At 64.4% G+C, this 26,618-nt stretch carries 26 protein-coding genes; 13 read left to right on the top strand and 13 right to left on the bottom strand.

All coding sequences use genetic code 11. The annotated features are described in order from the left end of the window. Window positions 1-24: 24 nt before the first annotated feature. A complete protein-coding gene (locus tag RJT37_RS10085; protein WP_313684078.1) occupies window positions 25-468 on the top strand; it encodes a universal stress protein in 444 nt (147 codons plus the stop codon). Window positions 469-593: 125 nt separating this feature from the next. On the opposite strand, the gene RJT37_RS10080 is transcribed toward RJT37_RS10085, so the two are convergent. Further along, a complete protein-coding gene (locus RJT37_RS10080) occupies window positions 594-755 on the bottom strand; it encodes a hypothetical protein (protein ID WP_313684076.1) in 162 nt (53 codons plus the stop codon). A gap of 572 nt (window positions 756-1,327) precedes the next feature. Between RJT37_RS10080 and RJT37_RS10075 the strand changes: the two genes are divergently transcribed. Next, window positions 1,328-3,097 (top strand): BCCT family transporter, encoded by a 1,770-nt coding sequence (locus RJT37_RS10075; protein WP_345785364.1) that lies wholly within the window; start codon window positions 1,328-1,330, stop codon window positions 3,095-3,097. Window positions 3,098-3,447: 350 nt separating this feature from the next. On the opposite strand, the gene RJT37_RS10070 is transcribed toward RJT37_RS10075, so the two are convergent. Further along, complete coding sequence (locus RJT37_RS10070) at window positions 3,448-3,666, bottom strand: hypothetical protein (protein WP_313684073.1); 219 nt, start codon at window positions 3,664-3,666, stop codon at window positions 3,448-3,450. 48 nt (window positions 3,667-3,714) lie between these two features. After that, complete coding sequence (locus RJT37_RS10065; protein WP_313684072.1) at window positions 3,715-4,281, bottom strand: hypothetical protein; 567 nt, start codon at window positions 4,279-4,281, stop codon at window positions 3,715-3,717. Between the two features lie 99 nt (window positions 4,282-4,380). Between RJT37_RS10065 and RJT37_RS10060 the strand changes: the two genes are divergently transcribed. Beyond that, a complete protein-coding gene (locus RJT37_RS10060) occupies window positions 4,381-4,800 on the top strand; it encodes a hypothetical protein (RefSeq protein ID WP_313684071.1) in 420 nt (139 codons plus the stop codon). A 91-nt stretch (window positions 4,801-4,891) separates the two neighbouring features. Here RJT37_RS10060 and folP read toward each other — a convergent pair whose 3' ends face one another. Further along, window positions 4,892-7,390, bottom strand: a complete 2,499-nt coding sequence (folP, locus tag RJT37_RS10055) for a dihydropteroate synthase (protein WP_313684070.1) — start codon at window positions 7,388-7,390, stop codon at window positions 4,892-4,894. A gap of 358 nt (window positions 7,391-7,748) precedes the next feature. Between folP and RJT37_RS10050 the strand changes: the two genes are divergently transcribed. Next, window positions 7,749-9,473, top strand: coding sequence for a formate--tetrahydrofolate ligase (locus RJT37_RS10050; RefSeq protein WP_313684068.1), 1,725 nt, complete (start codon window positions 7,749-7,751; stop codon window positions 9,471-9,473). Between the two features lie 21 nt (window positions 9,474-9,494). Here the strand turns inward: RJT37_RS10050 and RJT37_RS10045 are convergent, their stop codons facing one another. Together RJT37_RS10045 and RJT37_RS10040 are read right to left on the bottom strand one after the other, a co-directional pair. Further along, window positions 9,495-9,755: a hypothetical protein gene (locus tag RJT37_RS10045; RefSeq protein WP_313684066.1), complete on the bottom strand. Its 261-nt coding sequence runs from the start codon at window positions 9,753-9,755 to the stop codon at window positions 9,495-9,497. Continuing rightward, a complete protein-coding gene (locus RJT37_RS10040) occupies window positions 9,724-10,284 on the bottom strand; it encodes a hypothetical protein (protein ID WP_313684064.1) in 561 nt (186 codons plus the stop codon). Before RJT37_RS10040 ends, RJT37_RS10045 begins: the two co-directional genes overlap by 32 nt. A gap of 513 nt (window positions 10,285-10,797) precedes the next feature. On the opposite strand from RJT37_RS10040, the gene fdhF reads away from it, so the two are divergent. Further along, window positions 10,798-12,921, top strand: a complete 2,124-nt coding sequence (gene fdhF / locus RJT37_RS10035; protein WP_313684062.1) for a formate dehydrogenase subunit alpha — start codon at window positions 10,798-10,800, stop codon at window positions 12,919-12,921. 59 nt (window positions 12,922-12,980) lie between these two features. Here fdhF and RJT37_RS10030 read toward each other — a convergent pair whose 3' ends face one another. Both RJT37_RS10030 and RJT37_RS10025 read right to left on the bottom strand, forming a co-directional pair. Beyond that, on the bottom strand, window positions 12,981-14,804 hold the full coding sequence (locus RJT37_RS10030) for an aldehyde ferredoxin oxidoreductase family protein (RefSeq protein ID WP_313684060.1): 1,824 nt from the start codon (window positions 14,802-14,804) through the stop codon (window positions 12,981-12,983). 86 nt (window positions 14,805-14,890) lie between these two features. Further along, on the bottom strand, window positions 14,891-15,271 hold the full coding sequence (locus RJT37_RS10025) for a Rid family detoxifying hydrolase (protein WP_313684059.1): 381 nt from the start codon (window positions 15,269-15,271) through the stop codon (window positions 14,891-14,893). A gap of 182 nt (window positions 15,272-15,453) precedes the next feature. On the opposite strand from RJT37_RS10025, the gene RJT37_RS10020 reads away from it, so the two are divergent. From RJT37_RS10020 to RJT37_RS09995, 6 genes are all read left to right on the top strand, one after another. Further along, the gene (locus tag RJT37_RS10020; protein ID WP_313684057.1) at window positions 15,454-16,848 is read left to right on the top strand and encodes an NAD-binding protein; all 1,395 of its coding nucleotides are present in this window, start codon (window positions 15,454-15,456) and stop codon (window positions 16,846-16,848) included. Window positions 16,849-16,907: 59 nt separating this feature from the next. After that, entirely contained in the window at window positions 16,908-18,770 is a 1,863-nt protein-coding gene (locus tag RJT37_RS10015) for a BCCT family transporter (RefSeq protein ID WP_313684055.1), read from the top strand. Window positions 18,771-18,928: 158 nt separating this feature from the next. Next, window positions 18,929-19,888, top strand: coding sequence for a tetrahydrofolate dehydrogenase/cyclohydrolase catalytic domain-containing protein (locus RJT37_RS10010; RefSeq protein WP_313684053.1), 960 nt, complete (start codon window positions 18,929-18,931; stop codon window positions 19,886-19,888). Between the two features lie 183 nt (window positions 19,889-20,071). Next, window positions 20,072-20,491, top strand: a complete 420-nt coding sequence (locus tag RJT37_RS10005) for a VOC family protein (RefSeq protein WP_313684052.1) — start codon at window positions 20,072-20,074, stop codon at window positions 20,489-20,491. 139 nt (window positions 20,492-20,630) lie between these two features. Next, window positions 20,631-20,798, top strand: a complete 168-nt coding sequence (locus RJT37_RS10000; RefSeq protein ID WP_313684050.1) for a hypothetical protein — start codon at window positions 20,631-20,633, stop codon at window positions 20,796-20,798. Between the two features lie 341 nt (window positions 20,799-21,139). Continuing rightward, window positions 21,140-21,373 (top strand): hypothetical protein, encoded by a 234-nt coding sequence (locus RJT37_RS09995; RefSeq protein ID WP_313684048.1) that lies wholly within the window; start codon window positions 21,140-21,142, stop codon window positions 21,371-21,373. 501 nt (window positions 21,374-21,874) lie between these two features. On the opposite strand, the gene RJT37_RS09990 is transcribed toward RJT37_RS09995, so the two are convergent. From RJT37_RS09990 to RJT37_RS09970, 5 genes are all read right to left on the bottom strand, one after another. Further along, on the bottom strand, window positions 21,875-22,543 hold the full coding sequence (locus RJT37_RS09990; protein ID WP_313684047.1) for a DUF7546 family protein: 669 nt from the start codon (window positions 22,541-22,543) through the stop codon (window positions 21,875-21,877). Window positions 22,544-22,653: 110 nt separating this feature from the next. Then, on the bottom strand, window positions 22,654-22,866 hold the full coding sequence (locus tag RJT37_RS09985) for a CbaC protein (protein WP_313684045.1): 213 nt from the start codon (window positions 22,864-22,866) through the stop codon (window positions 22,654-22,656). Continuing rightward, window positions 22,866-24,653: a b(o/a)3-type cytochrome-c oxidase subunit 1 gene (locus RJT37_RS09980; protein ID WP_313684043.1), complete on the bottom strand. Its 1,788-nt coding sequence runs from the start codon at window positions 24,651-24,653 to the stop codon at window positions 22,866-22,868. Before RJT37_RS09980 ends, RJT37_RS09985 begins: the two co-directional genes overlap by 1 nt. A 1-nt stretch (window position 24,654) precedes the next feature. Further along, a complete protein-coding gene (locus tag RJT37_RS09975) occupies window positions 24,655-25,176 on the bottom strand; it encodes a cytochrome c oxidase subunit II (RefSeq protein WP_313684041.1) in 522 nt (173 codons plus the stop codon). A 4-nt stretch (window positions 25,177-25,180) separates the two neighbouring features. Further along, complete coding sequence (locus tag RJT37_RS09970; protein WP_313690061.1) at window positions 25,181-25,450, bottom strand: ba3-type terminal oxidase subunit CbaD; 270 nt, start codon at window positions 25,448-25,450, stop codon at window positions 25,181-25,183. Between the two features lie 100 nt (window positions 25,451-25,550). On the opposite strand from RJT37_RS09970, the gene RJT37_RS09965 reads away from it, so the two are divergent. After that, complete coding sequence (locus tag RJT37_RS09965) at window positions 25,551-25,760, top strand: DUF8131 family protein (protein WP_313684039.1); 210 nt, start codon at window positions 25,551-25,553, stop codon at window positions 25,758-25,760. A gap of 42 nt (window positions 25,761-25,802) precedes the next feature. Then, complete coding sequence (locus RJT37_RS09960; RefSeq protein WP_390209065.1) at window positions 25,803-26,618, top strand: sulfite exporter TauE/SafE family protein; 816 nt, start codon at window positions 25,803-25,805, stop codon at window positions 26,616-26,618.

Below are 26,618 nucleotides of genomic sequence, written 5' to 3'. Positions count from 1 at the left end.
GGTCGTGACCGTACGTCCGGAGCGATGTACGAGGAGATACTCATCCCCTACGACGGGAGCGGCGAAGCCGAGAAAGGCGCGATGCACGGGATCGAACTGGCGGCGGCACTCGGCGCGAATGTAACGGCGCTCTACGTGATCGACCTGCCGGGGGCACCGCGGGCGCTGGCCCTTCGCGACGACGAAGAAGAGATGCGGGAGCGATACCGGGAGTACGGCGAGGAGGTGCTGGACGAACTCTGTGAGATAGCCGCCGAACACGGCGTAGAGTGCTCGACCGCGTTCAGAACCGGCTCTGTGGCCGAAGAGGTCGTCGACTATGCCAACGACGAAGGGATGGACGCCATCGTGATGGGTTCGGCGTACCGCGGCGCTATCGGCTCGCTGTTGGGTGGAACCGCAGAGAAGGTGGTCAGGACCTCGCGAGTGCCGGTGATAACCCAGCGGATGAACGTCGACGATATCTGAGCGGTGAGGCACACACCGAACCGATAGTAGCGTTTGCAAGTCTTCACTCACACGGTCGCACGACTGCCTGCGATCGGATGAGCAATCAGTTGCAAACGCTACTATAGTCGTAGAGCAGGCGAAGATCAGTTTTCCACCAGGTGATTTTCCCGGTAGTAGATGACGATGCTGGCACTCAGAAAGCTCATCCCCGCGACGGTGTAGTCGCCGAGAGTCATCTGGTAAAGCGCGAACGCGAAGAGGACGACGACGACGACGACAGCCACGGATGCGAGCAGGTTCTTCATATACGAACAGTTACGTCGCTCGGTATAAACGTACGGCTGTCCGATCAGAGAAACTGGCGACAGTGACCGCGGCCCTGCACGGACGGCGATCGGTGTCGTTGCGTACGAAACACAGATAGTCATTGTGCTGATATTTTGTGCAAGGAGCTCGGAGTTTTCAGATCTCGGAGACGATTTGTTCGCCGTCGCTCGTCAGCCCCCGGCCCGGTATGCAGGGTCGGTGTCTCCAGAGCCGCAGCCGCAAACCGGCGGAACTGGCGCCGATTCGGCGATATAGGCACCTCCCTTCCGCGAAAACGTCGGCGTTAGTGTCTTACTGGCGAATATTGCCCAACCTTTATTGTAATTGAACGACAGCGAATCTATGAGGTATAGTAGCATTCCACTCAGGAGTGACCAAACGACGGCGGGAGATAGTCGGATTGTCCCGACAGAAAAGCACAGTACGGCGACATAGACAACCGGTGTCACGGTCTAAATGACGACGGCACAGACGAACTGCCAGGCACGACTCGGCAATCGTACAATGATAACGAACGATCAAACGAGACAAGGCGAAACGGAGGGAATATATGTCAGATAAAGAAACGACTGGAGAAATGTCCGACGGGCTACAGGTGGAGCTGTTTCATCCGGAATCGGACCGCGAACCCGGTGACACGAACATAGCGAAGTGGGGGTTCGACGTCCATCCCGTGGTGTTCCCGGTAGCGCTCGTGCTCATCGCGCTGTTCATCGCTGCAACGATCATCCTCGGTGAGAGCGCGTCGGCCGCGTACACGTGGTTGTTCAACTTCATCGGGGAGAACTTCGGCTGGTTCTACCTGCTGTCGGTGAACATCTTCATCGTGGTGCTGTTGTACTTCGCGTTCGGAAAGTACGGGAACATCAAGATCGGCGGTGTGGAGGCCGAAAAGGAGTTCAGCGACTTCTCCTGGATGGCGATGCTGTTCAGCGCCGGAATGGGGATCGGCCTGATGTTCTTCAGCGTCCTCGAACCGGTCTTCTACTTCTCCAGCCCGCCAGGGTTCTGGGGAGTCGAAGCGGGAACCGGCGCCGCGGCCTCGGCAGCGATGGCCCAGACGTTCTTCCACTGGGGCTTCCACCCGTGGGCGATCTACGGGCTCGTCGGCCTCGGGCTGGCGTTCTTCTCGTTCAACCGCGGGCTCCCGCTGACGTTCCGGTCGATCTTCTGGCCGCTCTTGGGTGACCGCATCTACGGGTGGCCGGGGCATCTGATCGACCTCGTGACCGTCTTCGCGACGCTGTTCGGCCTGGCGACGTCGCTCGGCCTCGGTGTCGCACAGGTGAACCGGGGACTCGCGTACGTTTCAACGGAGATCCTTGGCGTTCTTGGAAGCTTCCCGAACAACACGATCTCACAGATCGTCCTCATCGCGGGGATCACCGCCATCGCGACGATGTCGGTCGCGGCCGGTCTCGACGGCGGGGTCAAGCGCCTGAGCACGGTGAACCTCTATCTGATGTTCATCCTGCTCGGCTTCCTGCTCATCGTCGGACCGACGATCTTCGTCCTCGGGACGTGGGTCGAAGGCCTCGGCGCGTACTTCGGCAACGTCGTCGAACTCGGCTTCTTCCGCGGTGCGATGGGCGCCGGTGGCGGCACTGTCACCGCCTGGACAGTGTTCTACTGGGGCTGGTGGATCGCGTGGTCGCCGTTCGTCGGAATGTTCATCGCGCGCATCTCGAAAGGACGGACGGTCCGCGAGTTCGTGCTCGGGGTCCTGTTCCTCCCGTCGCTGTTCTCGACGCTCTGGCTGTCGACGTTCGGCGGCAGCGCGCTACAGACCGCCGTCCAGACTGACGGCGCCGGCGCGGTCGTCGGCGCGTACAACGAACTCGGCTACGGCGCCTTCGAGACGCTCGGAATGTTCGTGATGCTCGAGCAGTACCCGCTCGGCGCCATCACGGCGTCGCTGGCGACGCTTCTCATCATCACGTTCTTCGTCACGTCCTCGGACTCGGGGTCGCTCGTCATCGACCACCTGACATCGGGCGGCAAACACGACGTGCCGAAGACCCAGCGCATCTTCTGGGCGGTCACCGAAGGTGCAGTCGCGGCGGTGCTCCTGTACGGGGGCGGCCTCGGCGCGCTGCAGACGGCGGCCATCACGACCGGGCTCCCCTTCGCGGTGATCCTGTGTCTGATGTGTTACACCGTCTATCTGGGGCTCGACAACGAGTACCAGATCCTCGAATCCCAGGAGTTCGCGGATCGGATCCAGAATATGACCGAGGAGGGCGACGTGGACGTCGTGACCACTGGCGGCGATATGGTCACGGACGTCCAGGGAGGTGACGAGTCAGCCAGCAGCGACTGACCTTCGGTATCACGCGAAACTAGTTTTGCGGAGCGGGGGCCGTTTTCCCGTCTTCCCGGTCGAACTGGGACACGATTGCGTCGGTAGTTGGTATTTTACCGCCCAATCGACAACCGACTGGAGGTCTCTCAGGGACATAGCAAACTCCCAGGAACCCCCGGCCGCTGGCGGGTCCGGATTCTAGGTCCGCAATCGGTTTCAACCCATAGTAGCGTTTGCAAGTCTTCACTCACACGATCGCACGCAGTCGTGCGATCGGATGTGCAATCAGTTGCAAACGCTACTATACTTTGCCGGCTACGGTCGGGGGACTGCCGCCGGAAGGGGTCGACGGTTCTTGCCTGCGGCGGTCAGTAGTAGTCCCACTCGTCGTCTGAATCGCCGCGGACCACCTCGTCGTCGTCGGTCTCCTCGTCGGGCCAGCGGACGCCGTCGCCCCGGAGCTGTTTGTACGCGTACGCCGCCATCGCGACAATGAACAGCCCCAGCACGAGCGCCCCGAGGATGCCGGCAAGCTGGGCGACAGATTCGAGCAGCCCGCCGCCGAACGTCTGGAGCATTGGCGCCATAGCTTACCTACGGAGGCGACGAGAAAGAGTCTTACCCACGCCTGCGAACTACCCGTTCCGCTCGGACTCGACGGTCCGTTCCCCGTGGATCCATTGCTGGGTCGTGCCGCCGAGCCCAACGGCGGGGAGGACGAACCAGGCAAACAGCGCGGGCGTCAACGGAAGCACGAGCCACGGGAGCGCGCTGAGTCCGGCACCGACGACCGCGCCTGGCCAGGGCCGCCTCGCCCCTTCCATCTCCGTGATGTACGAACCGACCACGAGATATCCGAGTCCCGCGAGCACAACAAGACCGATGCTGACGAGGACGCCAATACCGTAGACCAGTATCGGGCCGCCGGCGCCGACGCGAGCGGCCTGTGAGAGGACGTAGCCGCCGACGAACGCCACCAGCGCGAACGGAATAACCCCGTAGACGGTCCCGACCGCCGAGCCCTCGATCGCGCGATCGATCGCCTCTTCGACGATCGTTTCTCGGCTGACGAGGAGTCCAACCGCCGCAGCTAAAATCACCAAGAAAGAAAACCCCGCGTAGTAGACGGTCGGCAACCCGAGGAGCGCCGACGGATCGCCGATCTGCGCGGTGATGCCGACGATCGCGCCCTGATCAAGCATATGTGGAGGAGTCGGCGGAGCCACGGGAAAATCTGTCGACCGAGCAGGTCCCGCACACGACGCCGCGTCATTTATACTCGACAGGTCCTATGAAAGCGTATGGGACGGCTCCTGCGATCATTGCTCGGCGTCACAAAACGCATCGCCGTAGCAATCGCCAGGCCGCTCCAGCGGGGGGATGGGCCGAACAAGTTCCGACTGTCGGCGGTGGACACCGCGACAACGACGTACGACGGCGACGAAGGGTGGGCGAAGCGCCCGCCAGCGATCCTCGAATGCCCGCGGTGCGGCGGGGACATCCCACAGCGTCACTCCCGAGACGACATCGACTGTCCGCACTGCGTCGCCGAGTTCGACTATCAGGAGTTCCCGAATCTCGACCTGAAGCAGCTCACCTGTCCGGTGTGTCGCAGCGAGATGGTCCACGGCCAGCGGCACCCGGAGTCGTTCGACCTCGTCGAGTGGGCGACCTGTAACGGCTGTCGGTACCACTGGGAGTACAAGCATTCGTACTCCTGAACGACCCCGGCTCGGGCTCTCTGGCCGCTGAAGCCCGCGTTCGTCCTCTCCTCGCAGAAACCCGGAAGCGACCCGTATCCGAGGCGGCGGTTCAGTTCCCAGGATCCAACTGGCCGGTGGCAGCCCCGATTGCCGCGACGTTTTCTGCCACGTCGTGGACGCGGACCACGTCGGCTCCCCGGTCGGCCGCGATTGCTGTCCCGGCAAGGGTCGGTGTGAGCCGGTCGTCGTCGGCGTCGTCGACGGCTTTGAACATCGATTTCCGGGAGTGGCCGATGAGGACGGGACAGCCGAGCGCTTCGAGTTCGCCGAGGCGGTCGATCAGCTCAAAGGATTCGATCGCTGACTTGCCGAACCCGCAGCCGGGATCGATGACGATCCGGTCCCGGTCGATTCCAGCCCGTTCGGCGCGAATCAGCTGTTCGTTTAGTTCCGCCATCACGTCATCGACCACGTCGTCGTACGTCGGGTTCCGATCGGGATCGACCGGGACCGAGAGGCTGTGCATCAAAACGAGCGACGCGTCGTGATCGGCGACGACGAAGGGCATCTCGGGGTCCGCCAGCCCGGAGACGTCGTTGACGATATCGGCCCCCGCTTCCAGGGCAGCGTCCGCTACGGCCGCCTTCCGCGTATCGATCGACACCGGGACGTCGAACGCCGAGAGTGCTTCGATCACCGGCACGACGCGGTCGATCTCCGTCTCGGTCGGGACCGGTTCAGCACCGGGGCGAGTGCTCTCGCCGCCGACGTCGATGATGTCGGCGCCCGCGTCGATCATCTCCTCGGCCCGGGAGACCGCCGCCTCGTGGGCCTCGTACTCGCCGCCGTCGTGGAAGCTGTCGGGGGTGACATTGAGGATACCCATCACCGCGGTGCGGTCGTCGGTGATCGGCTCGAGCCCCGCGTCGGGAGCGGGGTCGACGGGATCCAGCCGCCGTTCGAGCTGTGCCGCCAGCCGCCGCAGTCCCAACCCCTCCGAGGCCAGGTCGTCAGCAAGCTCCCGGAACTGTGCCGTCGTGCCCCCCAGCACAGTCGCGACCAACTTCTCGGGGCTGCCAGTCGTTGAGCGCCGACACTGGCCGCCGATGTCGGTCAGCCGATCCGCGATCCGCTGCGCCTGGTCGGGCCGGAGGTACGTCCGGAAGAGCCGGCGGTCGATCTCCTCTGCCGTGGTCGACTCCCGGTTCGGGGCGCCACCGGCAGCGGTGCCGGATCCGTCCATTCTGCCGATGGGATCCTCCACGTCCGCTCGATCCTCGAACAGGGCGCCGACGAGGGAGTGCTCAGTGTGTGACGGGCGGGTTCGGGCCGTCGGCACGAGGAGCCGGGTCCATCGATCCCGGGCTTCCGCGACCGCATACAGCGATCCGGTGACCAGGACGAAGTCGTCGGGATCGGCCGCTTCGATCGCTCGTTCGGTCGCCTCGGGAACCGACGGAACCGCCTCGACAGTGTCGGCGTAGTCTTCGAGTGTGGCCGCGAGCGTGTCAGGGTCCTCTGCGCGGTCGAGTTCCGGCCGGGTCGCGTATGCGGCCGCGATCGGCGGGAGCGAGTCGATCATCTCGTCGTACGCCTTGTCGGACATCGCGGCGAAAACGAGATGCAGATCCTCGTACTCGTAGCGGTCGAGCAGACCGGCGAGCGTCGCCGTCGCCCCGGGGTTGTGGGACCCGTCGAGAGCGATCATCGGCTCCGTCGACATAATCTCGAAGCGCCCCGGCCACAGGACGGCTCTGAGCCCTTCAGCCATCGTGTCGGCCTCGACAGAGGCCACCTGGCGGGCGAGTGTGGCGGCGACGCCGGCGTTCGTGGCCTGGTGGGCGCCGAGCAGCGGGAGGTTCGTCTCGACCTCCCAGCCGGGGCCGACGATCGAGATCTCGTTTTCGACGGCAGATCGCATTCCGGTCTCGACTGCGACGACGTCGGGATCGGAATCGGGCGGCCCGACCGAGATGGCGTCGGTCACATCGCGAATGGCGTCGAGCGCCGCGCCGTCGGCGCCCGTGACCAGTGGAGCGTCCTGGGGGGCGACCTGTGCCTTGTCGCGTGCAATCTCTGCGATCGTATCGCCCAGAAGCTCAGTATGTTCCAGGCTGACGCTCGTGACGGCGCCGGCGACGGGGTCGACCGCGCTGGTGGCGTCGTATCGGCCGCCGATCCCGACCTCCAAGACCGCAACGTCGACGTCTTTCTCGCTGAAGTGGCGGAGCGCAACCGCGGTCAGCACCTCGAAGTGGGTCGGTTCGTCGTCGTCCGCCCGGAGACGGTCGATACACGGACCGATCTCTTTGGCGTAGTCGGCGACCTTCGATTTCGGAACCGGCCGCCCGTCGACGCGTACCTGTTCACGAAAGTCGTTCAGGCTGGGCGAAGTAAAGAGGCCGACGCTCACGCCGGCACGCCGAAGCACGCTTTCGAGCATCCGCGCCGTCGATCCCTTGCCGTTGGATCCGGCGATCTGTACGCAGTCGACGTCGAGGTGCGGATCGCCGAAGTGCGAGAGCATCCGGGCTGTCGTCTCGATGCCGAGCTTCGGCCGGCGCCGCTGAAACGAAGTGAGATAGTCGGCGGCCTCGTGATACTCCATATCACGTATCGGCGGCGGTTGCCTGATTAACCTATCGGGGTTGGACGCGCGTAAGTATAACTTTTCGTACGTTTGATCGTGGGCCGGTGAATCGAGTATATCGGACAGTTGATTGCGGCGGTACGTCCGAGGAAACTCGGGTTCTCCAGTGCTAGATGAGACCAAGGTCCCCCCAAAACGACCTGATATCGGCTATTCTCCGGTTCTTGCCGTTTCAGAAACCTGTTGTGTCCGCGGGTCCGGGTCCGACAAAATCGGATTACTCTGGGAACTGCCACAGATCACGAAACACGTCTTCTCCGAGATGTTTCACTTTCTTCCGATACCCTTACGTGACCGCCGCGGGTCATCACAAAGTATGACGGAATCAGACGGGGACGGCGGGTTCCCCACAGATTACGAGATCGCAAAGGCGACCGACAAAGAGCCGATCCTCGACGTGCTCGAACCCTGGGGCATCGGGAACGACGACGTCGAACTCTACGGTGACTACAAGGCGAAACTGTCGAAGGAGGGCGTCGATCGTCTCCGCGACAACGCCGAGAACAAAGAGGGCAACCTCGTCCTCGTGACGGGGATGACGCCGACGCCGATGGGTGAGGGCAAGACCGTGACCACGGTCGGCCTCGGGCAGACGCTCAACCACGTCGGCGAGGACGCGATGATCGCGATCCGCGAACCGTCGCTCGGGCCGGTCTTCGGCGTCAAGGGCGGCGCGGCCGGCGGCGGCTACTCGCAGGTGCTTCCGATGGAGGACATCAACCTCCACTTCACGGGCGACCTCCACGCGCTCACCTCCGCGCACAACCTCATCTCCGCGATGCTGGACGCGAAGATCTCCCAGAGCGACGAGTTCGACATCGACGTCAACGACGTCTCGTGGCCGCGCGCGATGGACATGAACGACCGCGCGCTCCGCGACATCGTCATCGGCCTCGGCGGTTCGAGCGGCGGCACGGCGCGGGAGGATCGCTTCCTGCTGACGGCCGCCTCGGAACTGATGGCGGTCCTCTGTCTCGCGGAGAATCTCGGTGACCTCAAAGAGCGCGTCTCCCGGATCATCCTCGCATACAACAAAGAGGGCGACGTGATCACCGTCGACGACATCGACGCGACGGGCCCGGTCACGATGCTCCTGAAGGACGCGATCAAGCCGAACCTCGTCCAGACCATCGAGGGGACGCCCGCGTTCGTCCACGGCGGTCCGTTCGCGAACATCGCCCACGGGACGAACTCGCTGATCGCCGACAAGACGGCCTTCGGGATGGGCGATTACCTCGTCACCGAGGCCGGGTTCGGCTCGGACCTCGGTGCCGAGAAGTTCATGAACATCGTCTGCCGCCTCGGCGATATGACGCCGAATGCGGTCGTGCTCGTCTCGACCGTACGCGCGCTGAAGTACCACGGGATGGGAATGTGGCCCGCCGACCTCGAGGAGGTAAAGAAGGCCGGCGTCGACGAACTGGAAGCCGGCTTCGCGAACCTGGATAAACACGTCCGGAACCTCCAGAAGTTCGGCGTCCCGGTCGTCGTCGCACTCAACCGCTTCCCCGACGACACCGACGAGGAGATCGAGGCCGTCGTCGAGCACTGCCGCGAGGACCTCGGCGTCGAGATCGCCGAGTCGAACGTCTTCGCGGAGGGCAGCGAGGGCGGCGTCGACCTCGCCGAGCACGTCATCGACGCGGTCGAGTCCGGCGACGAGGACGACTTCGACCACCTCTACCCCGACGAGGCGTCGATCAAAGAGAAGATCGAGACGGTCGCGACGGAAGTCTACGGCGCCGACGACGTCAACTACGTCGGCAGCGCCGAGGAGGACATCGAGCGCCTGGAGGACCTCGGCTTCGACGATATGCCGGTCTGTCTCTCGAAGACGTTCCACTCGCTGAGCGACGATCCCTCGAAGAAGGGCGCCCCGTCCGGGTGGGAACTCGACGTCCGCGAACTGTACCCCTCCGCGGGTGCGGGCTTCCTGGTCGCGCTGACGGGCGACGTGCTGGACATGCCCGGCCTGCCGGCGACGCCGGCCGCCGCGGGGATGGACATCGACGAGGACGGCAACATCAGCGGCCTGTTCTAGGCCGCGCGGTCGCGGGCGGATTCAGCGGTTTTCGACGCGGCTTTTTTGCGGACGTGATCGACCGAGCGCCTGCGCTGGCGAGTCGTGGACGCCGACAGCCGAACGGTCGATGACGCCGACTGCTGACCGGTCGATGACGCCGACAGCCGAACGGTCGATGACGCCGACAGCCGACCGATCGATGACGCCGACAGCCGAACGGTCGATGACGCCGACAGCCGACCGATCGATGACGCTGACAGCCGAACGGTCACTGGTCGCTGCCGAGGACCCACACCGCACGGTAGAGGTCCCAGAGGTCGCGGTCGCACCGCTCGGCGACCGATCGGTACGCGTCGAGATACCGCTCGTAGTCGCTCACGTCCGGCGTCTCTGGGTAGGCCTCGTCGAGTTCGCCCGTCTCCTGCAGCACCGACCACTGGCGCTCGTCGATAACGACGTAGTTGTCGGGATCGATGTACTGGCAGAACGCCGAGCCGACGGGCACGTCGACGCCCGCGAGGTCTGTCAGACGCGAGAGTTTCTCCGCGGCGCCGTCTGCCGCGACGGCACCGGTGATGGCGTCGTGGACCTTCTCGTAGTCGTTTTCGTCGTAGGCGTCCTCGATCGCCCGTCGGTCGGCGTTCGGGATCGTTCCCAGGAACCGACGGCCGTACCACTGGACGACCCACTCGGCGTCCCGCCAGCCGTAGTCGCCGCTGGCGAAGGTATCCGGCAGTAACTCGATGTGCTCGGCTTCGGCGGTCGATAGCGGCTGGACTGAAGGGTACTCGCGAACCTTCTCGTCGACGACGTCGGCAGTGAGTTCCATACGCGTGGTAGCCGCGCCAGGATCCTTATCCTGTCGACTGTGGGAGAATTTCGGGCGCTCGTCACCAGCCGCGAAGGTCGGAAAACTTTGTAGCTATTTCTCCATATTTCGCGGCTCTTAGCTCGCAGCAGCAACAGTCCCAGAATCTGAACAGCTGTAGGTCGCGTATTTTCGCTGCTTCCAAACCAGCAGGTGAAACCGCTGCGGAGTTCAGCAGCGGTCGCGCTGGCTCCCCTCCCGCCCCGTCGGGGCGAGTTCCGCCGCGCGCGAACCGGAATCCCCGCCGCGCAGCAAAAATCGTCCGCGATGTGACGGCTTTTGGAACGTCCCGTCGCCGCCTGTCAGCTATCGGCGGGACTGACAGTTCACTGTACGTTTCAGTCCCGAATTCCGGGTAAAACGGCCATTTCAGGTGTTCGTCCGGGTATCTCGGCGATCGTGTGTGAGAAAGATTGATACGGATGGCAGGGCAGGATACAATCGAGATGAGCCATCACGCGGAGGGATCACGCTATGTCGAGTGACGAACAGGATCAGGAACCGGTCAAGACCATCTGCCCGTACTGCGGTGTGGGCTGTGGGATCCAGGTACAGCCAGGTGAGGACCCGGGCGATATGCGATTCATGCCCTGGGGCGACGCGCCGGTCAACGACGGCCGCGTCTGCATCAAAGGCGGAGCGGCGACACAGGTCGTCGACCACGAGGACCGACTCACGGACCCGCTGATCAAGGAAGACGGCGAATTCCGCGAGGCCTCCTGGGAGGAGGCCTACGAGCGGATCGTCTCGGAACTCGAGGAGGTCCGCGAGGAGCACGGTCCCGATGCGATGGGCTTTTTCGGCTCCTCGAAGACGATGAACGAGGAGAACTACCTCCTCCAGAAGCTCGCGCGCCGCTACGGCACCAACAACGTCGACAACTGTACGCGGATGTGCCACGCCTCGACGGTGTGGGCGCTGCGGACGAGCCTCGGCGCGGGCGCGATGACCAACAGTATGGAGGACCTCAAAAACGAGGCCGACCTCTTCTGGATCCAGGGCGCAAACCCCGGCGAGCAGCACCCCATCGCCAACAGTAACTACTTCCGGCAGGCGGTGCTCGATGGCGCGACCGTCATCCAGGTCGACCCCCACGCGAACAAGACCACGCGCTCGTTCGACATCGAGGAGACCGAGCGCCACCAGCACCTCCAGGTCGAACCTGGTGCCGACATCCCGCTTCTCAACGTCGTCCTGAAGACGATTCTCGAAAACGACTGGGTCGACGAGGAGTTCATCGCAGAGCGCACCGAGGGCTTCGAGGACCTCGAGGAAACCCTCGAAGACTTCGACAAGGAGGAGGCCGCAGAGCAGGCCGGCGTCCCGCTGGAAGACATCGAACTCGCCGCCGAGAAGTACGCGAAGGCCGACAACGCCGCTATCTTCACCGGGATGGGGATGAGCCAGCACACCTGCGGCGTCGACAACGTCCAAAACGAGATCAACCTCGCTTTGATCACGGGCAACGTCGGCCGCCCCGGCACGGGCGTCAACCCGCTACGCGGCCAGAACAACGTCCAGGGGACAAGCGACGTCGGCGCGATGCCGAACGTCCTCCCGGGCTACCAGCTCGTCGACGACGACGAGGCACGCGAGAGCGTCGAGGAGGTCTGGGGCTTCGAGATTCCGGACGAACCCGGGCTGACGAACGTCGAGATCACCTCGAACATCGGCGAGAAGATTCACGGGATGTACGTGATGGGCGAAAACCCCGTGATGTCCGAACCCGACGCCAACCACGTCGCCGAACTCTTAGACGAGGTCGGTTTCATGGTGGTCCAGGACATCTTTATGACCGAAACCGCCGAGTACGCCGACGTCGTGCTGCCGGCGACGACGTGGGCCGAGCGCGGCGGCACCGTCACCAACACCGACCGTCGCGTCCAGCGGATGCGAGGGGTGCAGAAGGTTCACGAGAACACCAAACACGACCTCGAAATCCTCTCGGAGGTCGGCACCCGCCTCTTCGGCGAGGGCTTCGACTTCGACACCCCCGAGGAGGTCTTCGAGGAGCTCCGTGAGGTCTGTCCGATCTATCACGGGATGTCCTACGACGCACTCGGCGAGGAGGGCCTCCACTGGCCCTGCTATGAACCGGGCGACGAGGGCGACCAGTTCCTCTACGAGGACAGCTTCGACACCGAGAGCGGTCTCGGGCAGATCGAAGGTGTCAACCACCAGCCGCCGAAGGAGACGCCCGACGACGAGTACCCGCTCATCCTGACCACCGCGCGGCTGGAGGAACACTACAACACCGGGACGATGAGCCGCCGGTCGCCGCGGCTCAACAAGCAGTACCCGGAGAACTTCGTCGACGTCCACCCGAACGACGCCGAGCGCTACGGCATCGAGGACGGCGACAAGATCACGGTGAGGTCCCGGCGCGGCGAGATCACCGTCGAGGCCCACGTCACGGAAGACATCAAAGAGGGCGTCATCTGGACCACGCCGCACTTCGCGGCCGCCTCCGCCAACGCCCTCACGAACGCCGTCCTCGACGAGCGGGCGAAGATCCCCGAGTACAAGGCCGCCGCCGCCGAGATAGAGGTCGGGGTCGAGCCGTCCGACGCGGACCCGGAAGCGCCCGCAGACGACTGATCGGCCTCACACCCGCTATTCTGTCGCTGCCGGTTTTCGAACGAACGTCTCTGTCCCGCTCAGTCGTCTCTGCTCGCCAGCGACTCCGCGGCGACGGGCGTGTCGTCGTCGACGACGTCCAGGAGATCGAGTCGATCCAGTAGCGATCGCGTCGGAATCCCCTCGGGACTCCACCCGCGGGCGGCGTAGTACTGTTTCCGCAGGCGATCGAACCAGCCGTCGGTGATGGCTTGCCCTGCCGCCGAGCCGGACGCGAGCGGGCGCCTGAACGCGGCCGGTAGCGACTCGTCGGCAGCGTCGAACCCTTCGCGAACGTTGAACAGGCGGGTCAGCGTCCAGGTCCGCTCGCCGACCCGGAGCAGTTCCGCCGGGTCGGTCGGCGCGGTCGCGTCGACTGTCGACAGCCATTCGGCCCCGAGGTCCTCCTCCAGAGTGGCCCCGGCGAAGTCGTCGGCGATCAGACACCACAGAACCGACGTGATCGTCTGTTCGCGGATCACGAGTCGAACGCGATCAGCATCGTCCCAGGAGTCGCCCTCGAAGACCTCCGTTTCGACCGGAAGCGACCGCCGGTGGCACGCGCCGCGATCGCTGGTCGCGTACGCCAGCGCCGTCGTCGGCGATCCACGCGGATCGTAGGCGGGGACCTCCATCGACTTGATCGTCGGAACGAGGTCACTCCCGCCAAGTCGGTTCGCGGCGGCTTCGACGCCGTCCGCGAGCGCGTCTGGCGCACCCGGTTTTCGGGCCGCGATCGCCTCGATGAGTTCCTGTGCGGCCGCTTCGTCGCCGAAGGAGAGGTCGGCGTTGACTGCAGAGCCGAGATCGACGATCCCGTCCTCGTCGGCGCGGATCGCCCACGCGACGGCGTTGCCGGCGCTGATGACGTCGATCCCGAGCCGATCGCAGACGTCACCCAGCGTGGCCACGGCGTCGAAATCGTCGATCCCGAGGCCGGCGCCGAGCGACATCGGGGTCGCGCCGCGCGGCACAGACTCGCCCGTCTCCGTCTCGACGCGGAACCCGCCGGGGATCCCGCTGTCGTCGCCCCGTTCGCGGTCAATCGTTGCTTTCTTGGCCGCTTCGATGCCGATGTCCGTCGCGCTCTCGAAGGAGCTTTCCTGCCAGCCCCGGGTGGAGAGGACACCGACCTCGTCGGCGAAATCGACGGTTTCGAGCGTCGCACTGGCAGCGTGCCACCGGCCGACGTCGTGTTCGCGGTAGCGGCGTTCGTACTCGTCCCGGAGCGCCGCCACTCCGGCGGACGGCTCCGGTGGATGGCCGCGCGCGACAACGGCTTTCAGCCGCTTTGCGCCCATCACCGCTCCCGCGCCGCCGCGGCCCGCGTGGTGGTCGCCGCCGTCGGAGGCGATAGTCGCATACCGAACCTCGTTTTCGCCCGCCGGACCAACACAGGCGACCGCTCCGTCGTAGGCGTCGCAGGTTTCGACGACGTCGCGACCCCACAGTTCCGGTGCCGAAGACAGTGTCGCGTCGTCGTCTTCCAGTTCCAGTACGGTCGGGTCGTCGGCCTGGCCGGTGATGGCAACGCCGAGCGCGCCGTCCAGCGCGCCCACGAGCGACGTGGCGAAGCGGCCGCCGCTGTAGGAGTCCAGAAACGTGCCCGTCAGCGGCGAGCGGGTGATCGCCGCAAACTGCGGCTCACCGGGGAGGAGACCGCTCAGCGGCCCGAGCATAAACAGGAGGTAGTTGTCCGCTCCGAGCGGGTCGGTCCCGGGAGCCAGTCTGTCGTAGAGATACCGCGCCCCGAGTCCTTTTCCACCCACATAGTCGGTCAGCCACCGATCCGGGATCGGTTCGCGCTCGATCGTCTCCCGGTCGAGATCCACGTGGAGGAGGTGCTTCGAGGCCGCGGGAGTCATTCACGCAGAGGTAGCGCGCGAAGACTCATTAAGCGTTTGCTACGCGGAGGGACGCGATTCGACGTCTCGCGCAGTCCAGTTGGACGCTACTCGGTCGTCGCGATCGCCTCGATCTCGACGGCGGCGCCCTTCGGGACGGCTCCCGCCCCGACGGCGCTCCTGGCGGGCGGTTCCTCCTCGAAGAACTCGCTGTAGGCCTCGTTGAACGCGTCGAAATCGTCGATATCGTCGAGGAAGACCGTCGTCTTGAGCACGTCGGAAAGCGAGAGCCCCTCGGATTCGAGGATCGCCTCGACGTTCCGGAGACACTGCCGCGTCTGCTCGGAGACCGGTTCGTCGTCGAGGAGTTCGCCGTCGGTCGTCAGCGGCAGTTGGCCGGCCGTGATGAGGAGGCTGCCGTTCGTGGTCGCCTGACTGTACGCGCCGACCGCCGCGGGTGCATCGTCGGTGCTGATGGTTCGCTTCATACGCGCTTGACTTTCCTCTCGGACTTGTTAAAAGCCGGCAGACGGCAGCGACCCGACACATCGTGTCAGAGAACTGTATTGTTGTGGAGGCGACCGCCGGATGCGTCGGTCGCTACCGACCAACTCCGCCGGGCTCCCATCCGGGGGTATAGTTTTTACCTCGGGACCCGGACGTCACGGTAGTGGTTGACTCACACGACGAGTCCGGGGAGCGGCCGTTCGAGAAGATGTTTTACCCGACGGACCGGGTGCCGTTCGTGGAGTGGCGGGAGTTTTCCGGGGCGAAATCGACCGTCGCGCTGACGGTGGCGGTGACGGTGCTGGCGTTCGTGACCGGTCTCTCGAATTTGAGTCAGACGGAGGTCGTCGTCGACGGACCGCTCGCCGCCGTGATCCCGATGGCGGAGCCACTGGCCCGGTTCGGGGGCGTTCTCCTGGCGTTCCCGCTCTCCATCGCCGCGTTCGGCCTCCGGCGCAGAAAGCGGATCGCGTGGCTGCTCGCGGCGGCGGTGCTCCCGGTGCTGCTTTTGCTGCCGTTTCTGACCGGGCGTCCGACGGAGATTCCGCTGTTGATGCTGGTGATCGTCACCTACCCGCTGTTGCTCTGGAACCGCGGTGAGTTCCGGGACACGCTGGATCTCTCGTCGCTGCAGATCGCCTCGCTTTCGGCGATCATCGGCGTCGGCCTCTACGGAACCATCGGCGCATACGGCCTGCGGGAACAGTTCCTCGAACTCAACACGTGGGGGGACGCGTTCTACTACGTCATCGTGACGATCGCGACGGTGGGCTACGGCGACATCACGCCGGTAACAGCGGAGGCGAAGCTGTTTTCGCTTTCGGTGATCCTCTTCGGCACCGGCGCGTTCACCATCGCCGTCGGTGCGCTGATCGGCCCGGCGATCGAATCTCGGATGGCGGCCGCATTCGGAACTATGACTGCATCAGAGCTATCGCTCCTCGAGGACCACGTTGTGGTGCTCGGCTACGGCGACGTGACGGAATCGTTTCTCGATCGGTTCGGCGACGAGGCGGATATCGTCGTTATCACCCCGGACTCGACGGATACCTCGGAGTTGACCGACCGCGGGGTGGAGGTGCTGACCGACGACCCGACCGACGAAAAAGCGCTCGAAGACGCCAGAGTCGGCGACGCCAGGGCCGTTGCTGCCGCCGGCGACGACGACGCGAAAAACGTCCTTGCAGTGCTGGCGGCGCGGAACGTGAACCCTGACGTCCGGATCGTCGCGCTCGCGAACTCGGAGACGCACGTCGAGAAACTGCGCGCCGTCGGAGCGGACGAGATCGTCGACCTCCGGGCGGTCGGGGGGCAACTTCTGGGGGCTTCGGTCTTCGAGCGCGAACCGGATCTGTCGGGATCGACAGCCGCGACCGAAACGGCTGCTGGCGACGCAACCGACGCCACAGCTACTGAGGACGCCACGGCTACTGACGACGCAACCGACGCCACGACTCCGGGGACAAGCGCCGATTCCGACCAGAACGACCGTGAGGCCGAAGCGACGGAGAAACGGGACGGACCGGAGACCAAGGTCGGTTCCGAGGCGGACGAATGACCTCCCGGGCACCGCACCGAGCCGGCAGTATAATGGCGATTAACGGTAACTATTGACGTATGAGTGGAACGGATGCCGTCGATCCGGCCGAGAGCCTGGCGGGGCTGCTCCTGTGGCTGTTTATCGGATCCGGGGCGGTTGTTCTGGTCGGCTTCTTCTTCCCCTCGTTCGTCGGCGGGGCGCTCGGAGGCCAGACCTGGCTACTGCTGTCGTTGACGTTCTTCGGCTCCGGACTCGGTTACCTCGCCGCACTCCCCTACGAGGGGATCGAGAGGTTTTCGCGGACCTCGTCGCTCCTCCGGATCCGCCGCGGGAACGTCCGTGCACTCCTTTCGGATGTCGTCTTCGCTCACGATCCAGTCGTCCTGGGGTTGCCACTGCTCGTGTTCTCGGCGTACTTCGGGCTGCAGGTCCTCGTCCCGCCGGCGACGACCGCGGCTGTCGAGACGCTCTCCTCGGGTCTCCTCGAGGGGTTCGGTCTCCCGCTGCTCGTCATCGTGCTTCTGGCAGTGGGGTTCTGTGCTGCGCTGCTGTTCGGGCCGTGGGGCGATATCAAACTCGGCGGGGACGACGTCGACCCGACCTACACCTACCCGACGTACTTCGCGCTCATCTTCACCGCCGGGATCGCCGCGGGGATCGTCTTCTGGGGGCCCGCCGAGGCGCTGTTTCACTACCAGCAGCCACCGCCGTACTTTGACGTGGCGCCCCAGTCGGACGCCGCCATCGGTGCGGCGCTCGTGTACGCGCTGTTTCACTGGGGCGTCTCGGCGTGGAGCGCGTACGCGGTGATCGGGATCCCGATCGCGTACTACGTATTCGAGCGCGGCGCTCCTCTTCGTGTGTCGTCGATTCTAACGCCGTTCGTCGGCGTCGACGGGCTGGATTCGGCGTGGAGTCGGCTCGTCGACACCCTCGCCGTCTTCGCGACCATCGGCGGCGTCGCGACGTCGATCGCACTCGTCAGCCAACAGTTCCTCGCGGGCGTGGAGTTCCAGTGGGGCGTCCCGCCGGGCGGCATCGGGCCGATTCTCTTCGTGTCCGGGCTCGCAGCGGTCTACGTCCTCTCGTCTGTCTCGGGCCTCCACCGCGGAATTCGCCGAATCGCCGGGTTGACCGTGGTGCTTTTCGGCCTGTTCGCGCTGCTCCTGCTCGTCGTCGGCCCGCGCTCGTTCGTCGTCGACCGCGGTACCGACGCCGCCGGCGCGTATCTCGTTCACTTCCTCCCGATTAGCCTCTATTCGGGGAGTTCGTGGGTGACAAACTGGACCGTCTGGAACTGGGCGTGGTGGTTCTCGTGGGCGCCGTTTGCGGGCACCTTCCTCGCGGCGCTTTCGCGCGGCCGCCGGATCAGGACGGTCGTGTTCACGAGCGTGGGTGCCACGTCGGCGGCGACAGGCGTCTGGTTCCTCGTGTTCGGCGGGACGTCGCTGTCGATCCAGTCGTCGGGCCGCGCTGACGTCTTGGCGGCCATCGCCGACCGCGGGGGATCGGAGGCCGTCGCCGGCTTTCCGATCCTGTCGGCGCTGCCGCTGGGAGAGCTCCTGATGTTCCTGTTTCTCGCCCTCATCGTCGTGTTTATGGTGACGTCGGCGGACACCGCGACGCTGATTGTCGCGATCCTGGCCTCCCAACGAGGCGTCGCTCCTTCCCGAGGGAGTATTATCCTCTGGGGGGGATTCCAGGCTGCTGTCGCGCTGGCAGTGATCCTCCTCGGCGGCGGGGAGACGCTCCAGGCGCTTGCGGTGCTGACGGGCGCTCCCTTTGCCGTGTTGGCGTTGCTCGCGATGGGCGGCCTGGTGCTTGCCCTCTCCCGCGAGGAAGGCGGAAAGGAGCACACGTCGATCGTTCGACTGATTCTCCGCAGACTCCCGAACGTGCAGGCGCATCACGATATCGAACCACCGGATCGGAAAAAGTGAGTTCCACTGTCGGGAGAGCACGGCGTTGGACAGGCCCCACGGTATCAATACCCTGACTATTCACCGTCGCAACATAATGCCGTTCGCGAGGAACTCCCTATCGAACTCGGACACCGGCGTGTGCCACCCAAACTGCCGCGTCGTGACCATCTCGAACGATGACAACGATCATAGACGGCAACGAAATCGGCGCGCAGATCCGCTCGGCGGTCGGGGAGTGCGTCGAGACACTGACCGCGGCCGGCGGCGACCCCAAACTGGCCGCCGTACTGATGTGTGATGGCGGCGCAGGCCGCACGTACGTCTCGATGAAGCGACAGGCGTGTGCGGACGTCGCGATCGACTGCGATCGCTACGAAATCGATCCGGAAGCGCCCGCAGAGGCTCTTTACGAGCGGATCGAGACGCTGAACGGGGACTCGTCGGTCAACGGCATCACAGTGCAGACGCCGCTTCCCGATCACGTCGACGTGCGCGAGGTCCGCCGGCGGATCGAACCGGCGAAGGACGTCGACGGGCTTCACCCCGAGAACCTCGGCCGGCTTCTCACCGACGATCCGCGGTATAAACCCTGTACACCCCACGGGATCCAGATGCTTCTGAGTGCGTACGACATCGCGACTGAGGGAACCGACGTGGTGGTGGTCGGGCGCTCGACCGCGGTCGGCAGGCCCACGGCGAATCTGTTCTTCGGCCGGGGGCCGGGCGGTGACGCGACGGTGACCGTCTGTCACTCGCGGACCGACGACCTCGCCGCGAAAACACAGGACGCCGACATCGTCGTCGTCGCTGCGGGAGAGCCGGGGCTGATCGACGGCGAGATGCTGTCGGACGGCGCCGTGGTGATCGACGTCGGACTCAACCGTGTCGAGGCCACAGACGAGAGCGGGTCGCAGGTCGTCGGCGACGTCGACTACGACAGCGCCATCGAGAAGGCGGCCGCGATCACGCCGGTTCCGGGCGGAGTCGGACCGCTCACCACCGCGATGCTCCTGTACAACACCATTGTGGCCGCCAGCCGCCAAGCGGGCGTCGACGTAGACCTGCCGGAACAAAGCGACCTCGACGTCCCCGAAAACGGCGACAGCAGCCGGACTGTGACTATCGATTCTGCGTAGGTCGACTGAACCCTTTTGCCGACGGGTCGGCAGGACGTAGGTCGACTGAACCCTGTTGCCGACGGGTCGACAGAAGACTTGATCGCAGTCGATAGGAGACTCGGGCGCAGTCAAAAGAAAACTCGGACGCGGGCGACAGCTTTCGGTGGCTCTTTTCGGCCGCTGTCCGAACCGAGAGTGGAAATGAACGAACTCAGCGCTCACCACGTCGGAGTGACCGTTTCGGATCTCGATCGCGCCGTCGCGTTCTACCGCGACGTCCTGGGGCTCGACGTCCGTTCGCGGTTTTCAGTCGGGGGTGAGGCGTTCGCAACCGGCGTCGCCATCGACGGCGCCCGCGCCGATTTCGCCCATCTGGATGCCGACGGCGTCCGTCTGGAACTGGTCGCCTACGATTCGACAGACGCAACAGACGCCCATTCGACGCTCGATGAAGCCGGAGCGACGCACGTCGCGCTCGCGGTCGAGGACATCGAATCGTGGTACGACGGACTCCCGTCGGACGTCGAGACGCTGAGCCCGCCGCAGACGACCGAAAGCGGTACCACCATCTGTTTCCTTCGGGACCCGGAGGGAAACCTCGTCGAGGTCCTCTCGGAATGAAGTCAGACGTTTGATCCGCAATCGGGTGCTAGCATCGAATAAGATACGAATAAAATCGTTATAGACGAATAGGAAATAAAAATACCCGGAGGAGTACTAACCAAGCCTCATAGGGGTCCCGTGCATACCGATATATACGATGGCAACGAAAACGACCAACGATCGCAGCAGCACCAAATCACCGGAATTCGACATCTACCTCCCCGCGATGCCGATCTCCTCGACGCTTTCGAGCGTCGAGTCGTTCCTCGGCAAACACCTCGGCCGCCACGGCCGCGTCCTGATTCCGGACTCGTACAACAAGTAATACTGACCGACACAGGTCTGTGAAGAATTTCGCCGCCCGGGGCGGAGAGTATCCTGAAATAGTTTCTCCGACAGTATAAGCCGACCCCCCCACGGTGGTGCTCGCTCTCGTAGCGTGTGCAACAGATGATGCGACCGACCGCACCCAGTCGTGCGATTTGGTGTGTATTACTGTTTTTGTGCCGCCGAGCGCCGAAGGCGGGGATGGCGCTCGGCGGGAAGAGACGAGAGTAATCGGAGAACAGACGAACGCTACTGCAGGCTGAACCGCCCGAGCCGATTCCCGATTGCTGAAAACCGGATTGTGTTTATATGCTTACCGACCTCGTACTGTTATCTGAGATGAGTCATTCACAACCCAGTAAATCATTCGCGTTCGACCCTATCAAGACCGTTATCGGCGTCTTTGTGGTTCTCGGGATCGTTCTCACGGCGGTCGGTGGGTACGCGCTGCTGCAGACGTTCGGCGGCGGCCTGAGCGTGATTCCGCCTGAACTGATAATGACGGCCGTCTTCGGTGCGTTGCTCGTCGTGACCGCGCTCGCGACCCGCCGCCACGTGCCGAAGCGGCGCTGATAGTGATTACTCTCACTGTTTACCACTGAGCGCCGTCACCGGGGGGGTGGCGCTCGGTGGTAAGAGACGAGAGTAATCATTACGAGGGAGCGGCCACGCGTTTTCCGTTAGAACTCACGGACGGGCGCTGCCCGCCGAAAGGCTTACACCGAGGTGTGTGTTACTGATTCTCAACCGACAGTGGTCACCGACCCCACGTTCCCCGAGTGCTGTGTCACCTGTCCGCACCTGAATCAGGTCACGGCTTCGTGTACCCACGACCTCAGGCAGGTGGTAGTCCGAGAAGTCGACAGCGGCGAACCGTGCCCGGTGTACGTGAGCGAACGAGGGGAAGCGATGCGACAACTGGCAGAATCGTTGAGCGAATGACGGTTACCCTCACGGTTTCCCGCCGAACGCCGCCAGCGGGGGTTGTACTCGGCGGGAAGAGACGGGAGTAGTTGTTGTGAGAGCCTCCTTTTACAGGCTGTCAAATGCCACGGGGCTTGATCCAGAGGCGGATCACCGCCGCAACGTGCCCCACAGCGCCGCTATCGTGAACACGTAAAGCGCCGTCGACAGATCGTAGGCGTACGACGAAGAGGCCGCTCCGGCCACTGCCGTCGAGGCTCCGCCCAGAACGCCGGAGAGTGCCGCAGCGACGACTGGCCCGACGCAGCTCACGCAGGTGACGAGTCCCAGGACGCCCGAGAGGGCGCCTGCACTGGCCCGGGCGATGCTCGTGTACACGAGCGCCGTGAGCGCGAGATACCCGACAGTCTCGTATGGAACGAGCGACAGCGCCACCGGGCCATCGACCAGAAGCACGGGACCCCATCCCGGAATCGCGGGGAGGAGATCGACCGAGACTGGTCCACCCGATCCCACGGCGACCCATCCGCTCACCCACGCGAGCACGCCGAGGTACACGGTCGCGACGGCAGCGGCCGCGGCAGTCCGGCGGTCCGTGGGCCGGGGGACGTCGACCGCGCCGACGGCAAGCACCGCGAGGTTCAGCCACACGAACGGATAGAGGACGTAGCGTGGAGCCATCACGGCAGTGTCGCTCGTCAGCAGATAGCCCGCCACGACGACGAACTCGACCGCACAGAATACGACGAACTGTTTCGCGACTCGCACCGCTGATTCGGGAAGCGGGCCGCGGCGTTCGTCGGTGAGATGCAGTTTCATCGATTGTGTGGTCGCAGTAGCACCGTCTCGTGGTGAGTGTTCTCGTCGCTCCGGTGAGCACCGGACGAGGTGGGCCCACACCGGTAGAGGCGGGAACGATCAGTCTCGGATCACGACGCCGACGCGTCGTCGCCGGGGTCGGGTGACAACCGACCCATGACGTAGACAATCAAGAGCGCGACGAGGAACACGGCCTCAAAGACGATGACGGCGACGAACGGCAGATCGACGCCGAAGAACCCGGCTACCGTCCGTAGTTCGATCGCCACCGGGATCGAGAAGGCGATCAGGATCAGGAAGACGGACGGCGGTAGTTCGCGCATCAGCGCACCCCCAGAAGCGAGTCGACGACTGACTCGACCGGTGCCGTTCCTGCGAGGGAAGCGAGGGAGTTGTCCGACAGCGTTCCGAGGACGGTGTCGGCGAGCGCCTCCAGCGTGACGGGATACTCCGTCGCGGAACCGAGCAATCCCGCATCGGAGACGATGCTGAGGATCGGCAGCGTGTAGGCGAGGATCACGAGCAGGACCGCGATGCCGGTCCACAGCGAGAGGTTATCGAGGACAAGCGGCGCGCCGCTCGGCGGAGAGAGCGGTTCCGGGATCGTGTCGTCGACGGGCGTTCCCACCCGGTCGTCGGCCCACGTCGCGGCGATGTTGAACAGGAACAGCACGACGCTGAGGAACAACAACACGCCCCCGAACGCGATCTGCCACCGGATCTCGCTAACACTGCCGACTGAAGCGACGAAATCGAAGTTCTGGTACTGCGGTTCGGCCGTCCGCCGCGGGATGCCGAACAGCCCCGCGCGGTGCATCGCATTCGACATAAACACCATACCGACGAACCAGACGACGACCTGCAGGAGCCCGATCGGACGGCTGTACAGCGTCTTTCCGGTGATCTGCGGGAGCAGCCAGTAAGTGCCGGCCATGAACGTCAACGCCACCGCGGTGCCGACGGTCATATGGAAGTGTCCGGGCACCCACAGCGTGTTGTGAATGAGGTAGTTGATGTTCATCCCGGCGTTGATCATCCCCGAGAAGCCGCCGGCCGCGAACATCAGCCCCGCGAGCGCCATCCCGGTGAACGCGGGATCCCGCCACGGGAGCGCGCCGAGCCAGCGGAGATAGCCCTCGCCGCCGCGCTGCCGTGCGCCGTGTTCGACGCTGGCGACGACGGTGAAGGCGGTCAGAAGCGACGGTAAAAGCAGGAACATCGTGTTCGTCATCGCGATGAACTTGAACCCCTCGGCGATCCCGGGGTCGACGTACTGGTGGTGGATGCCGACCGGCGTCGACAGTAGCACGAACAGCACGAACACGACGCGGGCCAGCGGGTCGCTGAAGAGCCGACCGCCCGAGAGCTTCGGCAGCACCGTGTACCAAAGCAGGTACGCGGGCATCAGCCAGAAGTAGACGACCGGGTGGCCGAAGTACCAGAACAGCGTCCGCGTGAGCAGTGGGTTCACCGTGTCGATGAGCCCAAGCGACCACGGGATGAGGAAGAACACCACGGAGACGGCGACTCCGAGCGTCGAGACGTACCACATAATCATCGTCGTCAGTACCATAAACGCCTGCAGCGGAATGCGCTCGTCGGGGTGTTCGGCCCGCCACTGCCGGTACGCCAGGAACCAGTCGGCCCCGGCTATCCACGTACCGACGATGAACATCGCGAGGCCGATGTAGAAGATCGGATGTGCCTGCAGCGGCGCATAGAACGTGTACAGGACGTCGGCACTCATCGGAATCTCCGGGAACAACCCGGCGAGGATGGCGACCGCCGCGAACACCGCTCCGGTCGTCATCAGCCCGAACCACGCCCACGTCAATCGGATGTCCGGTGCGGGGTTATCGAAGCTCCGCGTGATCCCCCACTGGAACACGCCGGCCAGGAAGAAGATGGTGAACACGAGCGCCAGCAGCACGCCGTGGCCCGTCAGCAGCGTGTAGTAATCGACCGAATCGATGAAGCGGAACACGTTCGTACGGTGGAGCGCCTGGATCACCCCGAACAGCGAACCGATCCCAAGCGAGACGAACGCCACCACGAACGTTGCCTGTACGACTTTTGCCTCCGCCGGATACCTGTCGACGAACGTTGCCATCTCAGTTCACCTCCATACTCTCGTTCCACTGACTCTGCGGCACGACCTCGATCCGGCCCTCCATCGCGTGATGGGCGGAACCGCAGTACTCGTTGCATAGCAACCCGTATTTGTCTTCCGAGCCCTCCTCGAACTGCACCGTGATCGTCGAGATCTGGCCGGGGATCACCATCGTATTGGCGTTGGTGCCGACGACCTCGAACCCGTGCACGACGTCGCGCGAGGTGACGTGGAAGGTCACCTCCGAACCGGCCGGCACGCGGATCGGTTCCTGGGTCCCCGGCTCGAAGCCGAACTGGTAGGCGACCACGTAGACGTCGTACTCGTTCGGTCCGTCGGCGTAGGTGCCGGGTTCGCCGAACTTCGGATGTTCCTCGACCGCGTTCGGATCGATCTGGCCGCCCTCGTCGTCGACCATCGCGATTCCGGCCCCGACCGCGCCGTAGGAGACGGTCGCGATGAAGCCGACGATCAAAAGCAGTGCCCCCGCAAGCCAGATTTTCTCGTATCTGTGTATCTCCATTGTCTCACCCGATCACCGTGAGGTCCCCACCGAGAAACTCCACGAAGTACATAAATATCCACATCGCCCCGACGATCAGCATATAGATCGCGATGAGGATCAGCGTCCCCACAGGATCGAAATCGTCGTGGTCGATCTGTCTGACGACGCCCGAGCGTCCCGATCCGATCACGTATCCCTCGTCGTCGATCGCGTCCGGTTCGGGAATCGGAGGTCCACCGTCGCCAGAAGGAGTCGCCACCTGGTTCGCTTCCTCGTCCGACTCGGCTGACATACACGTCGCTATTGACTCGATGTCCTTGAACGAATCGACAGATTCCTACGTCGTGGGAATCGCCGAAATCGCGATTGGAACCCGGCCAATACTGGCCTCTATGCGATTGACGCCGCGACTCGCCGGATCGGCCGCACTGCTCGCGCTGCTGCCAGCCATCGCGTTCGGGGTCGCCATCAACTGGTGGGCAGGAGCGATCACACTTGTCAATATAATTATTATAGAGGTGTCGCTGTATCTCCTGATGTCCCCCACCGAGTCCGAGGGCCACGGCGGCCACGACGACGGTGGTGCAGACGAGGCGGTCTAATCCGGCGTGGCACCGCTCGAAGCCGTGGGAACGACCGTGACGATGTTGCTGAGAGGCGGGGCCCCTCCGCTCGTCGTCGACGTCGGCTCGGTCTCCGGTTCGGAGGTCGAAGCGGTGGTTTTCCTCGTCGTCGGCGCCCTGGGAGGTGCGCACTGTCTCGGGATGTGCGGACCGCTCGTGAGCGTCTACGCCGACCGGCTCAGCGAGCAGGAAGAACGCGACGTCGGGCTGTCGGTCCGACAGGTCAGACAGCACGGGCTGTTCAACGTCGGGCGGGCGGTCGGATACGCGATCGTCGGCGCCGTTCTCGCCACCGTCGGGGCGTTCGCCTTCGGTGCGGCGGACGCCGTCTTCGCCGTTGGTAACGGTCTCCGAGCGGCAACAGGGATCCTCGTGGGCGCGTTCATTATGACGACCGGTGCCGCGTATCTGGCCGGCGGCAGTGGTCTCCATCTCAGCCTCCCCGGACCCCTCTCAGGGGGCTTCGCCTACGTGAGCACGGCCCTCACGGGCCGGGTCGACGCCTTGGTGGGCGACTGGCGCATCGTGGGACTCGGGTTCGGTCACGCGTTCCTGCCCTGTCCGATCACCTATCCCGCGTACCTGTATGCGTTCACGATCGGGGACCCGGTCCGGGCGGCGTTGCTGCTCTCGCTGCTCGGAGTCGGGACGCTGCCGACGCTTTTCGTCTACGGAACCGCGCTCGGATCGCTGTCAGTCGGTCGTCGCCAGTCACTCCACCGCGTCCTCGGCGCGGCTTTTCTCCTCCTTGGGTATTTACCGCTCGCGCACGGATTGATGCTCGTCGGGATTCATATTCCGCATCCGACCGTCCCGATCTACCAGCCGCTCGGGTGA

This window comes from Halobellus marinus (assembly GCF_032113415.1).
Taxonomy (GTDB): Archaea; Halobacteriota; Halobacteria; order Halobacteriales; family Haloferacaceae; genus Haloquadratum; species Haloquadratum marinus.
The sequence above is the reverse complement of the archived record's forward strand: the minus strand, read 5'-3'. Positions and strand labels throughout refer to the sequence as shown.

Bases quoted from the DNA above. Each gene is read 5' to 3' on its own strand.
- RJT37_RS10085 (WP_313684078.1), top strand. From the start codon at position 25: ATGTACGAGGAGATACTCATCCCCTACGACGGGAGCGGCGAAGCCGAG.
- RJT37_RS10080 (WP_313684076.1), bottom strand. From the start codon at position 755: ATGAAGAACCTGCTCGCATCCGTGGCTGTCGTCGTCGTCGTCGTCCTC.
- RJT37_RS10075 (WP_345785364.1), top strand. From the start codon at position 1,328: ATGTCAGATAAAGAAACGACTGGAGAAATGTCCGACGGGCTACAGGTG.
- RJT37_RS10070 (WP_313684073.1), bottom strand. From the start codon at position 3,666: ATGGCGCCAATGCTCCAGACGTTCGGCGGCGGGCTGCTCGAATCTGTC.
- RJT37_RS10065 (WP_313684072.1), bottom strand. From the start codon at position 4,281: ATGCTTGATCAGGGCGCGATCGTCGGCATCACCGCGCAGATCGGCGAT.
- RJT37_RS10060 (WP_313684071.1), top strand. From the start codon at position 4,381: ATGGGACGGCTCCTGCGATCATTGCTCGGCGTCACAAAACGCATCGCC.
- folP (WP_313684070.1), bottom strand. From the start codon at position 7,390: ATGGAGTATCACGAGGCCGCCGACTATCTCACTTCGTTTCAGCGGCGC.
- RJT37_RS10050 (WP_313684068.1), top strand. From the start codon at position 7,749: ATGACGGAATCAGACGGGGACGGCGGGTTCCCCACAGATTACGAGATC.
- RJT37_RS10040 (WP_313684064.1), bottom strand. From the start codon at position 10,284: ATGGAACTCACTGCCGACGTCGTCGACGAGAAGGTTCGCGAGTACCCT.
- fdhF (WP_313684062.1), top strand. From the start codon at position 10,798: ATGTCGAGTGACGAACAGGATCAGGAACCGGTCAAGACCATCTGCCCG.
- RJT37_RS10030 (WP_313684060.1), bottom strand. From the start codon at position 14,804: ATGACTCCCGCGGCCTCGAAGCACCTCCTCCACGTGGATCTCGACCGG.
- RJT37_RS10025 (WP_313684059.1), bottom strand. From the start codon at position 15,271: ATGAAGCGAACCATCAGCACCGACGATGCACCCGCGGCGGTCGGCGCG.
- RJT37_RS10015 (WP_313684055.1), top strand. From the start codon at position 16,908: ATGAGTGGAACGGATGCCGTCGATCCGGCCGAGAGCCTGGCGGGGCTG.
- RJT37_RS10010 (WP_313684053.1), top strand. From the start codon at position 18,929: ATGACAACGATCATAGACGGCAACGAAATCGGCGCGCAGATCCGCTCG.
- RJT37_RS10005 (WP_313684052.1), top strand. From the start codon at position 20,072: ATGAACGAACTCAGCGCTCACCACGTCGGAGTGACCGTTTCGGATCTC.
- RJT37_RS10000 (WP_313684050.1), top strand. From the start codon at position 20,631: ATGGCAACGAAAACGACCAACGATCGCAGCAGCACCAAATCACCGGAA.
- RJT37_RS09995 (WP_313684048.1), top strand. From the start codon at position 21,140: ATGAGTCATTCACAACCCAGTAAATCATTCGCGTTCGACCCTATCAAG.
- RJT37_RS09990 (WP_313684047.1), bottom strand. From the start codon at position 22,543: ATGAAACTGCATCTCACCGACGAACGCCGCGGCCCGCTTCCCGAATCA.
- RJT37_RS09985 (WP_313684045.1), bottom strand. From the start codon at position 22,866: ATGCGCGAACTACCGCCGTCCGTCTTCCTGATCCTGATCGCCTTCTCG.
- RJT37_RS09980 (WP_313684043.1), bottom strand. From the start codon at position 24,653: ATGGCAACGTTCGTCGACAGGTATCCGGCGGAGGCAAAAGTCGTACAG.
- RJT37_RS09975 (WP_313684041.1), bottom strand. From the start codon at position 25,176: ATGGAGATACACAGATACGAGAAAATCTGGCTTGCGGGGGCACTGCTT.
- RJT37_RS09970 (WP_313690061.1), bottom strand. From the start codon at position 25,450: ATGTCAGCCGAGTCGGACGAGGAAGCGAACCAGGTGGCGACTCCTTCT.
- RJT37_RS09965 (WP_313684039.1), top strand. From the start codon at position 25,551: ATGCGATTGACGCCGCGACTCGCCGGATCGGCCGCACTGCTCGCGCTG.
- RJT37_RS09960 (WP_390209065.1), top strand. From the start codon at position 25,803: ATGTTGCTGAGAGGCGGGGCCCCTCCGCTCGTCGTCGACGTCGGCTCG.